This is a genomic window from Blautia sp. DFI.3.45 (genome assembly GCF_020593505.1).
Lineage (GTDB): Bacteria > Bacillota > Clostridia > Lachnospirales > Lachnospiraceae > Blautia_A > Blautia_A wexlerae.
Genome location: NZ_JAJDMI010000002.1, coordinates 44804 through 60948 on the forward strand (window position 1 = coordinate 44804; position 16145 = coordinate 60948).

The 16145-nt window shown below is 41.0% G+C and carries 13 protein-coding genes and 2 pseudogenes; 4 read left to right on the plus strand and 11 right to left on the minus strand.

The window, feature by feature from the left end; genetic code table 11:
* Positions 1-4: 4 nt before the first annotated feature.
* Positions 5-103: pseudogene (locus LJE09_RS18625) on the minus strand (DUF6783 domain-containing protein); the annotation flags it as partial.
* Here LJE09_RS18625 and LJE09_RS18630 point away from each other — a divergent pair.
* Positions 62-193: pseudogene (locus LJE09_RS18630) on the plus strand (DUF6783 domain-containing protein). The pseudogenes LJE09_RS18625 and LJE09_RS18630 overlap by 42 nt on opposite strands.
* A 49-nt stretch (positions 194-242) precedes the next feature.
* On the opposite strand, the gene LJE09_RS00995 reads toward LJE09_RS18630, so the two are convergent.
* Positions 243-2447 (minus strand): DNA topoisomerase III, encoded by a 2205-nt coding sequence (locus LJE09_RS00995; protein ID WP_227310912.1) that lies wholly within the window; start codon positions 2445-2447, stop codon positions 243-245.
* Positions 2448-2658: 211 nt separating this feature from the next.
* Positions 2659-3327, minus strand: a complete 669-nt coding sequence (locus tag LJE09_RS01000) for a response regulator transcription factor (RefSeq protein ID WP_055149422.1) — start codon at positions 3325-3327, stop codon at positions 2659-2661.
* Between the two features lie 305 nt (positions 3328-3632).
* On the opposite strand from LJE09_RS01000, the gene LJE09_RS01005 reads away from it, so the two are divergent.
* Complete coding sequence (locus LJE09_RS01005) at positions 3633-4316, plus strand: phosphatase PAP2 family protein (RefSeq protein ID WP_118613950.1); 684 nt, start codon at positions 3633-3635, stop codon at positions 4314-4316.
* Positions 4317-4444: 128 nt separating this feature from the next.
* On the opposite strand, the gene LJE09_RS01010 is transcribed toward LJE09_RS01005, so the two are convergent.
* From LJE09_RS01010 to LJE09_RS01045, 8 genes are all read right to left on the minus strand, one after another.
* Positions 4445-5461, minus strand: a complete 1017-nt coding sequence (locus tag LJE09_RS01010) for a glycosyltransferase family 2 protein (RefSeq protein ID WP_022381019.1) — start codon at positions 5459-5461, stop codon at positions 4445-4447.
* Positions 5458-6516 carry an A/G-specific adenine glycosylase gene (mutY, locus tag LJE09_RS01015; RefSeq protein ID WP_022381020.1) on the minus strand — a complete coding sequence of 353 codons (1059 nt, stop codon included), beginning with the start codon at positions 6514-6516 and terminating at the stop codon, positions 5458-5460. Before mutY ends, LJE09_RS01010 begins: the two co-directional genes overlap by 4 nt.
* Before the next feature lie 195 nt (positions 6517-6711).
* Complete coding sequence (locus LJE09_RS01020; RefSeq protein ID WP_022381021.1) at positions 6712-7008, minus strand: DUF3784 domain-containing protein; 297 nt, start codon at positions 7006-7008, stop codon at positions 6712-6714.
* A gap of 176 nt (positions 7009-7184) precedes the next feature.
* A complete protein-coding gene (locus tag LJE09_RS01025) occupies positions 7185-8750 on the minus strand; it encodes a L,D-transpeptidase family protein (protein ID WP_182465553.1) in 1566 nt (521 codons plus the stop codon).
* 295 nt (positions 8751-9045) lie between these two features.
* A complete protein-coding gene (locus tag LJE09_RS01030; protein WP_118585605.1) occupies positions 9046-10386 on the minus strand; it encodes an MATE family efflux transporter in 1341 nt (446 codons plus the stop codon).
* Between the two features lie 245 nt (positions 10387-10631).
* Positions 10632-12173: a 2,3-bisphosphoglycerate-independent phosphoglycerate mutase gene (gene gpmI / locus LJE09_RS01035; protein ID WP_008704048.1), complete on the minus strand. Its 1542-nt coding sequence runs from the start codon at positions 12171-12173 to the stop codon at positions 10632-10634.
* A gap of 194 nt (positions 12174-12367) precedes the next feature.
* A complete protein-coding gene (locus LJE09_RS01040; protein WP_118613952.1) occupies positions 12368-13663 on the minus strand; it encodes a homoserine dehydrogenase in 1296 nt (431 codons plus the stop codon).
* Between the two features lie 53 nt (positions 13664-13716).
* A complete protein-coding gene (locus LJE09_RS01045) occupies positions 13717-13977 on the minus strand; it encodes a hypothetical protein (RefSeq protein ID WP_008704052.1) in 261 nt (86 codons plus the stop codon).
* Between the two features lie 106 nt (positions 13978-14083).
* On the opposite strand from LJE09_RS01045, the gene LJE09_RS01050 reads away from it, so the two are divergent.
* A complete protein-coding gene (locus LJE09_RS01050; protein WP_026648433.1) occupies positions 14084-14305 on the plus strand; it encodes a helix-turn-helix domain-containing protein in 222 nt (73 codons plus the stop codon).
* 374 nt (positions 14306-14679) lie between these two features.
* Positions 14680-16050: an NAD(P)/FAD-dependent oxidoreductase gene (locus tag LJE09_RS01055; protein ID WP_055057424.1), complete on the plus strand. Its 1371-nt coding sequence runs from the start codon at positions 14680-14682 to the stop codon at positions 16048-16050.
* Positions 16051-16145: the final 95 nt, after the last annotated feature.

The following is a 16145-nucleotide window of genomic DNA, read 5'->3' on the forward strand; positions in this document are numbered from 1 at the left end:
TATTTTACCTAGAGTGTGTCTGAAAAAGGCTTTCTGCAAGATGTGCGTCACAATTTGTGGTATATTTTGCCCGGATGAGGGCGCCGTAGCGGGCTACGGCAACTGAATTCGGGTGAAATATCCCGCAAAGTGGGGCGTGCAGATTGCGGGAATGATTTTTCAGACACGCTCTAGTACATCGTTTCGTAAATAACTATACCCATCGCATAGAATGCGGATTCGCAGACAAGAGAGTGATATAGTTATTCCAGTTTTAATCCTGCCAGTGCCTGTGCAAATGCATTATTCACCGGCTCCTTGGCTTCTTTCTGCTGCTGTCTCATATATTTTTGAACATCACGCTTATTGACTCCTGCTCCCTCTTTGGCTCTTCTCGCCTGAAAAGCAGAGAGCTTTTCTTTATAGCCGCAGGCACAGATAAATGTCTCTTCCTTACCTTTCACATACATTTCCATACGTTTATGACACTTGGGACAACGGGCATTGGTAGTTCTGGACAGGGTTTCTTTATAACCGCACTCTCTGTCCTGACATACAAGCATTTTTGCATTCTTTCCATTCACTGCCAGAAGCTTCTTTCCGCAGTTCGGGCAGATCTTGTTTGTAAGATTATCATGCCTGAAGGTTCCCTGTCCGGTTTTGATCTCATCTACAATGTCACAGGTATAGTTCCTGATTTCTTTCAGGAAGGTTTCCTGTTTCATTTTACCTTTTGCAATATTTCCAAGCTTCATCTCCCAGTCTGCGGTCAGTTCCGGCTTTCGCAGTTCCTCGGGTACCAGTTCCAGAAGCTGCTTTGCCTTGGAGGTCAGATGGATTTCATTGCCTTTTTTCTCCATCAGAAAGCTGTTAAACAGTTTCTCAATAATATCGGCCCTTGTGGCAACAGTCCCCAGACCACCTGTCTCACCGAGAGTTTTCGCTGCCTTCGTATCATGACTCTCCATATAGCGCACCGGATTCTCCATTGCTGCAAGAAGCGTTGCTTCTGTGAATCTCGCAGGTGGCTTTGTCCTGCCTGTATTCATGGATACATTCTCTATGTGCAGTCTCTCACCTTTCTTCATCTGTGGAAGCTTCTGATCTTTCAGTTTCTGCGCATCGTCAGCAGTATCCTCATCCTCTTCAGTGTCGTCCGTATTTTCATATACATCTTTCCATCCGGCACTTTTTACAACTTTTCCACTGGCAGCAAAAAGTTCTCCTGCAACAGTCCCCTCCATGCTCACCTGTTCATAAACAAAAGGCGGATACAGAACACTGAGAAATCTGCGAACTACCATGTCATAAATCTTACGTTCTTCATTTGTCATATGGTCAAGCTGCACAAACTGCTCCGTAGGGATAATTGCATGATGGTCGCTGACCTTTTTATCATCCACAAAACTTCCATTTACACGAACAGGCTGATTCATCAGTGCGCCTGCCGGTTTTCTGTACGGTCCTGTTGCACAGGCTCTCAGTCGTTCTTTAATTGTAGGAACAATATCCTTTCCAATATATCTGGAATCTGTCCTCGGATAAGTGAGAACTTTGTGATTCTCATACAGACGCTGCATGATATTCAGAGTCTGCTTTGCAGAATATCCATATTTCCGATTTGCCTCTCTCTGCAGTGTGGTCAGGTCATACAAACCCGGTGCAAAGGATTTTTTCTCTTTGCTGGTTACGGAAGTTACTTCCAGAGACTGATTTCTGAGAACATCGGAAATCTCCTCTGCCCGTTCTTTATTAAAAGTTCTGAAGCTCTTACTCTTTGGTTCCTTCCATGTCCAGGTGATATCACCTGCTTTCAGGGTGATTCCGTAATATTCCTTCGGCTTAAATGCCCGTATCTCTTCTTCACGTTTCGCAATCATCGCCAGTGTAGGAGTCTGTACACGCCCGCAGGAAAGCTGGGCATTATATTTACAGGTAAGTGCCCTTGTACCGTTCATTCCCACCAGCCAGTCAGCTTCCGCTCTTGCCACAGCCGCTCTGTACAGATTATCATACTCATGTCCATTTTTCAGATTTCCGAATCCTTCTTTGATAGCTTTATCTGTAACCGAAGAAATCCACAGTCTGCGGATTGATTTATGACAGTCCGCTTTGTCAAGAATCCAGCGGGCTACCAGTTCACCTTCTCTTCCGGCATCTGTGGCTATTATAATATCATTTATGTCTTTTCTGTACAGCTGTGTTTTTACTGCATTGTACTGTTTACCGGTCTGTCGAATAACTACCAGTTTCATTCGGTCCGGCATCATGGGAAGTGTGGATATTTCCCATTTCATATACTTCTTATCGTATTCCTCAGGATCTGCCAGCGTAACAAGGTGTCCAAGTGCCCAGGTGACTACGTAATCTTTTCCCTCAAGAGTACCATTTCCTTTCTGTGTACAGTGAAGTACTCTGGCAATATCTCTGGCAACAGAAGGTTTCTCTGCTATTACTAATGATTTCATAAAATAAATAACTCCTTATAAAAATCTACAGTCAGGGTTTCTGATATCCCTGACCGTTGATTTCGGGCAGCTGTCCATTTATTTTTGGCATCTGCTTATATTTAAGATGTCAGGATCAAAAGCTATTTTGCTTTGCTCTTTGCAACTCCTGCAATTCTCATATTTAAAAGTATAGCATAGATAAATTCCTGTTTCCAGTTATTCTTTAACTTTATTTCATATTAATTTTATATCCGACTCCACGAACTGTCTCCACCAGCTCACCGGCACTTCCCAGTTTTTGTCTCAGTGTTCGGATATGTACATCAACGGTTCTGCTCTCTCCGTCGAATTCATACCCCCAGACCTGATTCAGAAGCTGGGTTCTGGAAAGTACAGTTCCGCTGTTTTTCAGAAGCAGACATAATACTTCATATTCTTTTAATGTAAGATTTACATTCTTTTTATCTACAGTTGCAATATGTCTGGAAGGGCAGACATAAAGGTTTCCTGTCTGATATTCTTCTGCGCCGTCATCTTCTGTTCTTCTTAATAATGCGCGAATCCTTGAGATCAGTTCCATCATGCGGAATGGTTTTGGAATATAGTCATCTGCCCCGCTGTCAAGACCTACCACTGTATCATATTCACTGCTTTTTGCTGTCAGCATGATAATAGGAAGTTTACGTGTATCCGGACGCATACGCAATTTCTTCAATATGGAAATCCCATCCTCTTCCGGCAGCATCACATCAAGGAGCAGAAGTGCAGGTTTTTCCTTTTCCAGGGCTTTCCAGAAGTGAGAAGGTCTTTCAAATCCTTTTGCTTCAAATCCCTGACTTTTCAATGTATAAATCACCAGTTCACGTATACTCTCATCATCTTCTACCAAATATATCATTTTTCTGTTCTCCATTTACAATTATTTACTGAATGCCATAAGCCGAAACCAGTATACAATCTCCGGAAACAACATGACATTTTCGAAAATCACTATAATTTCTCCGGCTCAGTTGATATCAGTATAATAAAAAGCCGTAAAATCTTTGTTCTGCTTTATGTTAAAACTTTGTAAAACGCTGAACTTTATTGAGAATTTTTTTATAAAATTTTTATATACTTTATGAGAAAATTTATTTGTAAAAGCAGTATGAAGATGTTATGATATGGTATGGTATGAAATAATTCTCCAAAGAAGGTGAAATTTTGAAACGTTTTATTTCCAAATACCGGCATGGACTTGTGATTGCTGTTTACAGCATCATTTATATCCTGCTCTTCAGTTACCTGGAGCACAGACCGGTTCACAGCTATCATATCGTACATACAGTATTTGATGACTGGATTCCATTTTGTGAGTTCTTTATCGTTCCTTATATGCTGTGGTTTCCATACATGATTCTGGCTGTGATTTATTTTATATTTTTTAACAAAAACAAACATGAATACTATCAGCTGTCATTTAATCTTATGATGGGAATGACTGTTTTCCTGATTGTTTCCTATGTTTATCCAAATGCTCAGCACATACGTCCGACCGAATTTCCAAGAGACAATATCTTCACAGATATAGTAAAATGGCTGTACAGTACAGATACTCCTACGAATATCCTGCCCAGCATTCATGTGTTCAACTCTCTTGCAATCCATATGTCGCTTACAAACTGCGAAACACTGCGAAATAAAAAATTTATAAAAGCAGCATCCTTTACCCTGACCGCGCTGATCATCATGTCCACCATGTTCCTGAAACAGCATTCTGTGATTGATGTATGCATGGGTGCAACACTTGCATTGTTTGGCTTTCTGGTTTTTTATCCGAGAAGAGTTTCCGTTTCTTCTGAATCTGTCTGCTTTAGAGAAGTAAAGAGAAAAAAGAGCGAGAATTAGAAAGATTTAAAAAAAGCAGAATCTTTGAAGTACATTTTTGTCTTTCAGAGATTCTGCTTTTTTACAGTTATAACAATTTCATAAAATATTTTCCCAAAACCGATATCCGGATGTGAAGCTTTTACGCATCAGTTAAATCCATAGAATTTCTGGCTGATTTTGTAGGCTGCCACTGACATTTTTCTTCCACCTCTTCCCGGAAGGTTCATGACTCTTCCGAAAAGACTGTGACGCAGTTTTCTGTATACCTGTTTATTCTCTGTCCTGATATATTCCAGAAGTTCTTTCTTCTTCTGAAGGGACTCTTCTGTATTGGCACGTATCAGCATAATGGAAGAAATAGTTGTAATAATATCCAGATAGCTGAACATATACGCTTTCAACTGCTTATTTGTATTTTTACAGTTGATATATGCATCTACCATGAGTTTGTTTACCCGGATCTGCTGGTCAATACGTTTGATCATCACTTTCTCATTTACAGACTGGTCATCTCTCCCGATAAAATAACGGTAGAAATTCACATCCAGATAATACAGATTCTTTACATACGGAAGAGGTTCAAAAGCAAATAGATTGTCTACATAAAATGTATGCTTCGGCAGTTCCAGATTGCATTCATGAAGCAGTTTTGTACGATAGATCATGGAGTGCATCAGAAGATATTTACCTTTCGGCATGTGTTTCACTTCTTCCCATCCAAATATTCTGTCCTGCGGCAGGCATTTGCGGTACTGCATGATTTTCTTACGGGTTGCGCCCTGTTTCTCATATACAAAATTACTGATCAGAAGGTCAACTGTCTGTGGACCTCTGAGCAGTTCATATAAAGTTTTCAAAATCTGTACATACGCTTCTTTATTTACCCAGTCATCACTGTCCACTACCTTGAAATACAATCCTGTAGCATTTCTGATCCCTGCATTGACAGCTTCTCCATGACCACCATTTTCCTGATGGATTGCCTTTACAATTGTCGGATATTTCCTGGCATAGTCATCTGCAATCTCAGCAGTTCTGTCAGAAGATCCGTCATCTACTATAAGAATCTCTACTTCTTCTCCTCCCACCAGTAATGACTCTATACAACTCTCCATATAATCCTGGGAATTATAACATGGAATCGCAATACTTAACAGTTTCATCTTGTTTCCTCCTTGATATACTTTGCATACGCTCCAAAAGCAGATGGAATTGCGTATTGTTTACCTGACTGTTCTTTACTTACAAAAATGAGTTCTTTATCCTGTGTTGTCTTTAGGGATGATACCTTTATTCTGTATGCCTGCATTCTCCATTCAATATGGGAGAAAATATGTTTCGCAGGCGGAAGTTCTTCTATATATAATGGATCAAGTCCCAACTCTTTTACGTACAAAAGCGCATCTTCGCTTTTTAAATGTCCCTGAATATTTGGCAGTTCATATAAGCCTGCCAAAAGTCCTTTCTCAGGTCTTTTCCTGATAGCTGTGCATTCTCCGTCCTGAATGATAAACACAGTCCTGTTGTCCTGTGTTCTGGCTTTCTTAGGTGCTTTTACAGGAATCATATCCGCTTTATCATGTCTGTGAGCCAGACAGGTAAATGCAATCGGACATTCTGCACATTTCGCCTGACCGTTGGGAACACATATCACAGCTCCCAGTTCCATCAGTGCCTGATTAAAGTCTCCCGGACAATCTGAGGGCATGATCTGCGAAACCTGCTGTTCTATTTTTCTGCGGACAGACTGCCGGCTGATGTCTTCCGTACTCTCTGTAATTCTGGAAATCACACGCAGTACATTCCCGTCTACAGCCGGAACCTTTTCCCCATATGCGATCGATGCAATGGCACCGGCTGTATAACTTCCTATTCCCTTTAACGACAAAAGCGCCTGATAATCTTCAGGCAGTCTGCCATTATATTCATCTTTTACAGTTTTCGCCGCTTCCTGCATGTTCCGAACGCGGTTATAATATCCCAGTCCCTCCCATAACTTCAGAAGTTTCTCTTCAGGACATTCCGCCAGTGACTGAATATCCGGGAGTTCTGTGATAAATCTCTGAAAATAGGGTTTCACTGCCTCCACTCTGGTTTGCTGCAGCATAATCTCCGACACCCATGTATAATAAGCATTGTCCTTATCTCTCCATGGAAGAATCCTCTTATTATCCCTGTACCATTTTACCAGAGGCCGCACAATCTCTTCAAGTACCATAATTTATCTTTTCCTCGTTTATTTACTGTTCACTCCATTCTCAGTAACGCCGCCAAAATTCATTTCAGATTACCTGTGGCAATTGGATTTTGGCCTGTATGTCATTTTATCACAAAACAGAAAAAAACGCTAATACATAAAAATAAAAAGGACCGTACACATTTTACCGTATCTCGATCCTTCTTGTCTTATTCATTATTTTTTACATTTTAATTTCAAATAACACACAAGCCCGACAATAATGATCAGAAGTGCTGCTATGTAAGCTATTTTAAAGGCCAGTGCTGTAGTAAAAAGATCTATAGCAGAAACAACGCCAATCAAAATAAGCGCAACTCCACTTGCTTTTGCCATCTTCTCTTCATCATAAAGCTTCTTACTGATGTCCGAGTTTCCACCTTTCAGGAAAATATCCCCATGTCCTGTCAGAAGCATTATTCCTACTATGAAAGCGGCAATTGTCAGTATGATGTTTAAAGAATCAAAATTCATAACCTTCCCCTTTCTTTCTGCATTTTACCATACAGAACCTTTTTTCTTTTTATAGAAATCCGGGACTATTGTTTCGCATACAATGATCCCGGAATATCCATACCTGTTTTTATTTTTCAGAAAACTGTTCAATGCCTCCAATTAAAAGATTACAGAAAAGTAATTCCTGATCAATATTAATAGAAACATACGATTGGAATATTGCAGTCAATAATATTATAAAGTTCTGCTGCTTTCTCCGGCGGCATATTGATACATCCATGCGAACCGCCTTCCATGAAACGATCTCCACCAAAGTATGGCTGCCAGTTTGCATCATGGAAACCAATACCGCCATTAAACGGCATCCAGTACGTTACCGGCTGTTCATATTCGTATTTACCATTTGCCAGCTGTTTACCTCTGAGCACATCCGGGCTCTTCTTATAATAAATCGTATAAATACCGGCCGGAGTCTGACGGTCAGAATATCTCATATCACCGGAAACAATATCTGACTCAAAGATATCTTCTCCGTTCTGGTAGAAATACATATGCTGTTCGGACAGATCCACTTCAATATAAGTATTTCCTATATCATTGTAACCATGTGCATTGGCTGTCATAGAATAAACCGGCTCTCTGGTTGTCTGTGTCCCTGACTGGATTTCCTGTGTCAGCTGTGCAACCTCTGAAACCTGGTCTATCTGCCATCCATATGCAGAACCGTATACACTGACAGTTCTCCCACTTGTTGTCTGGAACTCTCTTTCAGTTCCCACCGTATCATGGGCCGCTGCAAGCTGCGCCACATAATCTGCGATGTGCTGTCTGAAAGATGTATCATCCATGATCAGCTGTCCTTTTTCATCAAAATTCAGCCAGTCCTTGATCGTATTTCCATCCAGGGTTTCCGTTTCATCTCCAAAAGTATACGTAATGCTTGCTTTTGTGAAATTGTTACATGCATTAAGAGACGCCTGCAGATCCGGATTGTCGCTGGTGATATCTGCTTTTACATACACGTCCGGCTCACTGTCGAAATCAACCGAAGTTTTATTTCCCGAAACAGCTTCCGAAAGCACGTTATAAGCATTTTTCAAATCCAGCTTACTTCCCTCTGTCTCCGGGACAATCTCAAACTGCGAATCTCCATATGCGACATATGCATTCTCAGGAGCTACCTGATTCTCTTTCTGTGCACAGTTAAGTGCCTTCACCTGTTTTTTCAGCTTTTCTTTATCGTAAGTCGTGTTCTCAGCGGCTGTATAGCTCTTCTTTTCAAAAAAACCTCTAATCCATTCATAAGGTTTCTGATCTTTCAGAAGTTTCAGAACACTTCCATCAGAAACATAACTATAGCCGATCTGATCTCCGCTGATCGTCTGCGGATCCAGATTTCTGGAATCAACCTCTATGGAATAGTTCTCTACTGTCTTCGCAAGCTTCTGTTCTGCCTCATAAGCAGTTTTACCTGAACAGTCAATGCCATTGATCGATGTTCCTTCAAAGAATTTATCCGAATAATAATATGACATACCTGCATATGCGGCTCCGGCACTTACAATAACCATTGCCACTGCGATTCCTGTAATTTTTAATCCTTTATGCTTCTTGCGAACAGGCGGTTCATAAGGTGCAAGATCTTCATCACTGATCGGTACATACGAAATTCTCCCCGGTCTTGCGGATTTATGGCGTCTGCCAGTTATTTCCATACTGCCATTTGGGACTGTGTTGTTTTTTTCCTCTTTGTTGCCCATCTATTTTCTCCTCAACATAAATGTTACCGTTCATTTTTCCTGAAGCCTATTACTTCTGAATCATATTACTGTTGATTCCGTTAATTAAGAGGCTTGCTATAATTCTTAATAATACGCTTCACAATACACAGAATTTATGTACTGATCACATAAACCTGCGCTGCATGTTTCATTATAACATAATTCTTCCAATTTGCACCTACTATTCACCTTTTTCTCATTTTTTATTACTGTTTGCAGGTAATATCCCCGAAAAATGTTTTCTTTGGCAAATCCCTTGTGATTTTTCTTATTTTTACAGGCCAAGTCTGCGTTTCATATCCTTCATCACATAGAAATACATAACGATCAAAAGTCCTCCGGCAAGCACCCATGCCATCGGACTGGCCATACATGCTCCAAAGTAACTCTTATGAGCTGCCGCGACCATAGCAGTGATTCCACGTCCTGCCAGTTCTGCAACACCGGCAAGCATGGGAAGCAGTCCGTATCCCATGCCCTGGATACCATTCCTGAGTGCATTGACAAAGTGAAGTGGTATGAAAAATACTGCCACGCATTTCACATAAGTATCAACCATAGGGATGACTTCTGCGGCATTATCTGAAATAAACAGATAAGACAGATATTTGCCAAAGAAGAAAATAATCACACCTGTAACAATGGCATAGGTAATTCCTATAATATGCGCACTGTTAAATCCCTGTCTGACTCTGTCCAGTTTACGCGCTCCTATATTCTGTGCATTATATGTTGCCATTGTTGTTCCGATTGCAACATATGCCTGGGTAAAAATATTCTCAATCTTATTTCCTGCCGTAAATGCCGCTACTGCATAGGAACCAAGAATATTCAGTGCAGACTGTACCATCATGGTTCCGATCGCAGTGATGGAATACTGCAGTCCCATGGGAATGCCCACAAGAATTTCTTTTTTGGCAATCTCTGAACGAAATCTCCAGTCATCCGCCTTCAGTCTCAATTCCGGTACGTATTTTATGATATAAATCAGGCAAAGCACTCCGGATACTCCCTGTGCTGTGATCGTTGCCCAGGCAGCCCCGGCGACTCCCATATGGAAAACAATAATAAACGTCAGGTCAAGTACTATATTCAAAAGTGCCGCCAGAATCAGGAAATACAAGGGTGTCTTACTGTTTCCCAGTGCTCTCAGAATACTGGCCAGGATATTATATAATACCTGTGCAAAAATACCTCCGCATATGATCATAATGTAGGTATATGCATCCTGAAAAATATCCTCTGGTGTATGCATTAATGTCAGAAGCGAGTGCATCCCCACCATACTGACAGCCGTCATTATAACCGAAATGATAATTGAAAGTAACGCCGCATTTCCCACTGACTGACGCATCTCATCCATCTTTCCTGCACCGAATTTCTGTGAGGTCAGAACTGTAAAACCGGCTGTCAGTCCCGTAAGAAAACCTATGATCAGAAACATGATCGTTCCTGTTGAACCAACCGCTGCCAGCCCTTTTGTTCCTACAAATTTTCCTACGATTATGGCATCTGCCATGTTGTAAAACTGCTGGAATACATTACCTATAAATACAGGTATCGTAAAGTCAAGTATCATCTTCATTGGTTTCCCAACTGTCATGTCTGTCTGCATTCCAATAAACCCTCCCAATCCTTTTTTAATCCTCTTTATTTGCTGTTTTCGATATCTGTTTTATCAGATATCAGAGCGATTATAGTTGAAAAAATTTTCCATTTCAAGATGTGTTTTTTAATTCCATGATTTTCTACATAATCACCAAAAACAAACAAAAAACCCTCTGATTTGTGTCAGAGGGTTTCGTCAATATCACGAACTGCTGATGTCTGCAAAGCAGTTCTCACAGTTTTTGTATTATATTATTTCTCTACAAGAAGTGATTTTCCTGTCATTTCCGCAGGCTGTTCCATTCCCATAAGCTGGATCAGTGTAGGAACGATATCTGCAAGACATCCGTTCTCGCGCAGTGTATATTTCGGATCTGCATTTACAAGAATAAATGGTACAGGATTTGTTGTATGTGCAGTCCACGGAGCACCTGTCTCATAGTCGATCAGCTGTTCTGCATTTCCATGGTCAGCACAGATAAACATCTGTCCGTCCACTTCCTTAAGAGCCTCTACTGCTTTGCCAACACATTCATCAACAGTTTCCACTGCTTTGATGGCAGCTTCCTGTACGCCTGTATGTCCAACCATATCCGGGTTTGCAAAGTTGATCACGATCACATCATATTTGTCAGATTTGATCGCATCTACCAGTTTCTCGCAAACCTGGGGTGCACTCATTTCCGGCTGAAGATCGTAGGTTGCAACCTTCGGAGATTTAACCAGAATTCTGTCTTCTCCTTTGTTCGGCTCTTCCACACCGCCGTTGAAGAAGAATGTAACATGTGCATATTTCTCTGTTTCAGCAATACGCGCCTGAGTCATATTGTGTGCTGCAAGATACTCACCAAATGTATTGTGAAGCTGAACCTTGTGGAATGCAACCTGTTTATTCTGAATGGTATCATCGTAATCTGTGAAGCATACGAAAGTAACCTGTGGTCTTGCTTTTCTTTCAAATCCCTGGAAATCATCATCGCAGAATGCTCTTGTGATCTCACGAGCGCGGTCAGGACGGAAATTAAAGAATACAACAGAATCTTTATCAGATATAACACCTGTCGGCTGTCCGTCTTTCTCGATAACTGTAGGAAGAACAAACTCATCTGTCTTATCATTATCATAAGAAGCCTGAACTGCTGCTGGTGCATCTGTTCCCTTTACGCCTTCTCCTGTTGTAAGAGCATTGTATGCAAGTTCTACACGATCCCAGCGGTTATCACGATCCATCGCATAGTAACGTCCGGAAACAGTAGCAATCTCACCTACACCGATCTTCTTCATCTCTGCTTCAAGAGCCTCTACAAACTCTTTACCTGATGCAGGAGGTGTGTCACGACCGTCAAGGAAACAATGTACGTAAACCTTCTCAACGCCCTCTCTCTTAGCCATCTCAAGTAATCCATAAAGATGTGTATTATGACTGTGCACACCACCATCAGAAAGAAGTCCCATGAAATGCACTGCGGAGTTATTCTCTTTTGCGTTCTTCATTGCTGCAAGAAGAGCTTCATTCTTAAAGAAATCACCGTCCTGGATTTCTTTTGTGATTCTGGTAAGTTCCTGATATACGATACGGCCTGCGCCCATATTCATATGTCCTACTTCAGAATTACCCATCTGTCCGTCCGGAAGACCTACTGCCAGTCCGCTTGCGTTTCCTTTTACAAATGGATATTCTGCCATCAGCTTGTCCATAACCGGTGTTTTAGCCAGATATACAGCATTTCCTTCCTTTTTGTCATTCAGACCATATCCATCAAGAATCATTAATACGGTTGGTTTTTTGCTCATAATGTTCTCCTTTTATGTTTATTCATAATTGATAACTGTTTTGCTGATATCAGGAGCAGAAAACTGATCATCTCTGCACAATAAATCTTTTATATCTGACATCTCTTATATAGTATCAAAATCTCAGGATTTTTCAATTCTTTTTTTGTATCTGTTTCATTTTCATTACTATAATATATGAAAAGAACAGTAACTTATTTTCCATATACACGAATGATCGTGGAAATCTTTCTTACGGAATCCCTGTTTCTCAGTTCTTCGATGGCAGTTCTAAAATCACCTTCTCTTACCTTCTCAGTGATCACAACTACTTCCGCACACCCTTCCACCTTGGTATCTTTCTGGATAATCTGTGCAACACTGACCTGATATTTGGCAAAAATAGCAGTCATCTCGGCAAGAACACCGCAGCGATCCTCTACTTTGAGACGGAGGAAATAACGGTTATGTGTATCTTCCATTTTCTTAACAGGGATATTCTTGTAACAGGTACATCCGATTCTGCCGCAGCATCCTGCAAGAATATTTCTCACAATATCAAATACATCACCCACAACTGCACTGGCTGTAGGAAGTTCTCCTGCTCCTCTTCCGAAGAACATGGCATCCTCCACTGCATCTCCATGGACAAATACTGCATTATAGGAATCATTTACAGTTGCAAGCGGATGGGAACTGGGGATCAGCATCGGGCACACATATGCTTCAATTCCGTCTGCTTCGTTTCTTGCAACACCCAGAAGCTTGATATCACGTCCCATTTCTTTCGCATAATGAATATCTTTTGATGTGATCTTGGCAATTCCCTCTGTATATACATCGTTAAATACCACACGTGAGTTAAATGCCACAGATGCAAGGATCGCTACCTTACGTCCTGCATCCAGACCTTCGATATCAGCAGTCGGATCAGCCTCCGCATATCCAAGTTCTGTTGCAAGTGCCAGGGCATCCTTAAACTCCATACCTTCCTGAGTCATCTTTGTCAGAATAAAGTTTGTGGTTCCGTTTACAATACCCATAACTTCTGTCATGTGATTTCCTGCCAGACACTGTTTCAATGGTCTGATGATCGGAATACCACCTGCTACTGCTGCTTCAAACAGAAAATCCACTTTACTCTCATGTGCCGCATCCAGAAGCTCATGACCATGTACTGCGATCAGATCCTTGTTTGCAGAGACTACATGCTTACCGGCTTTTAATGCAGAAAGGATATACTCTTTTGCAGGATTAATCCCACCCATCAGTTCAATCACAATCTCAATCTCCGGATCATTTATAATCTCATCCCACTGGCTGGTGAGCAATGAGGCGTCTTCTATCTTCGCTGCTGCCTTCTCTATATTTCTCACAAGGATTTTCTTTATCTCAACTTTACAGCCAATCTTGGCCGACATTTCCTTTTCCTGATTCTTCAGTACCTTATATACACCTGTTCCTACTGTTCCAAATCCTAACAGTGCGGCTTTGATGACATTTTTATTCATTTTGCAGGATTCCCCTTTCGTTTTCGTTGGTTTTTATAGTATGGCAGAATTTCCTATTTGTCAAGTTTGTCTGCATTTTTAAGTAAAATCTTTATCATATTTTCCAGTTCTTTGTTCCGTCTGCGAAGCCATCTCACATACCATAATATCCCCACTCCTGCCACCCAGGCAGAAATACAGAATATTCCATCCAGGATCATATAAACAGTTCTCTCTGTTCCCCCGGCAGGGGCTCCACTCAGGAAGCAGTAATACATTGCCACTGATATGCAGGCTGCGGCCACGCCTTCCATTATCTTTCTGATCGTCTTCATTATATCACTTTCCTTCTCAATAGTGTCTTTATAAAGACACTGTTACAAGACCTATTTTAACCCGATAATAAATATGAATCAAGAACAAATCGGACGGTTATTACATATGATAAGCTATAGAAAATTATGGAAGACTATGAAGGAGCGGAAAATCAGCCAGTATGCCCTGTACACTCACTATGGCATAAGCACTTCTTTTCTGGATAAACTCCGTCATAATGAAAATGTGGAAATCCGCAGTCTTGATATCTTATGTTCAATCCTTGACTGCGATTTCGGTGATATTGTAGAACACATTCCGGATAATGCTGAACCTGAGGAAAAATAATTTTTTCGGGTTCAATATCAATATGATGTAGTTGTGTCCTTTTATAGAACTATTTGTTCTTTTTATCTTTCTCATGATGCTAGAGCGTGTCTGAAAAATCATTCCCGCAATCTCCACAGGGGACTTACCTGATTCGGTTAAAACATTATTTATAATGTTATCCTATAAGTCCATTCACAAAAACATAAGATTTTTTCATTTATTTATGATATACTTATTACTGTCTCCTTCGTTCTCAGTAACGCAGACTTATCTATGGCATTCTCTTCAGGCGCATAATATCATCCGCTTCGCAATTTATCAGTTAAATAGTGCGTTCAGGAGACTTGCTGCAGATTTACAAAATATTTTTACCTGAAAGGATCGTAGTATATATGAAATATGATGTAGTGATCATCGGCGCAGGACCTGGCGGTATTTTCTCTGCCTATGAACTGATGAAACAAAATAACGATTTAAAGATTGCTGTTTTTGAGGCTGGAAATCCTCTCAGTAAAAGACATTGCCCAATTGATGGTGACAAAGTAAAAACCTGTATCAAATGTAAAACCTGTGCCATTATGAGCGGCTTTGGCGGTGCCGGTGCTTTCTCTGACGGCAAATACAATATCACAAATGATTTCGGCGGAACACTTTATGAACATATTGGAAAGAAAGACGCTCTTGACCTGATGCGTTACGTAGATGAGATCAATGTTGCCTACGGCGGACAGGACACAAAAATGTATTCTACAGCCGGAACCAAATTCAAAAAACTTTGTATGCAGAACAAATTAAAGCTTCTGGATGCTTCCGTACGTCATCTGGGAACAGACATTAACTATGTGGTTCTTGAGAACTTATATGCAAAATTAAAAGAGCATGTTGATTTTCATTTCAACACTCCTGTAGAACGTCTGGAAGTACTTGAAGACAGATACCGTATCATCACAAAGAATGATACCACTGACTGCAGCAAATGCATTGTATCCGTAGGCAGAAGCGGAAGCAAATGGATGGAACAGATCTGTAAAGAACTTGATATCCCAACCAAATCAAACCGGGTAGACCTGGGTGTACGTGTAGAACTTCCTGCTGTTATCTTCTCACACCTGACAGACGAACTGTATGAGAGTAAGATTGTCTACAGAACAGAAAAATTCGAAGATAATGTGAGGACTTTCTGTATGAATCCTTATGGCATCGTTGTAAACGAAAATACAAACGGCATTGTCACAGCAAATGGCCACAGCTATGAAGATCCGTCCAAACAGACAGAAAATACAAACTTCGCACTGTTGGTGGCCAAACATTTCTCCGAGCCATTTAAAGACAGTAATGGATATGGCGAAAGCATTGCCCGTCTTTCCAATATGCTGGGCGGCGGAGTGATCGTACAGCGTTTCGGCGATCTGGTGCGCGGAAGAAGGAGTACGGTTGCACGTATCGAAGAAGGTATGGTACGACCTACTCTCGCAGCTACTCCCGGTGATCTGAGTCTTGTTCTCCCGAAACGTATCCTTGACGGAATCATTGAAATGATTTATGCTCTGGATAAAATCGCTCCCGGAACAGCTAATGACGACACTCTCCTCTATGGTGTGGAGGTTAAGTTCTATAATATGGAAGTTGATATTGATGAAAATCTGGAAAGCAGATACAAAGGCCTGTATATCATTGGAGACGGAAGCGGTGTAACCCATTCCCTGTCCCATGCTTCTGCAAGCGGTGTATATGTAGCACGCCAGATTGTTGAGAATCTGTAAAAGACCGGATTTCTTCTGATGGATACCTCTAACTACAGCAATCAATAACCTTAAAGTCCCAACCTGTCTCTTACAGTTGAAACAGATGGGGACTT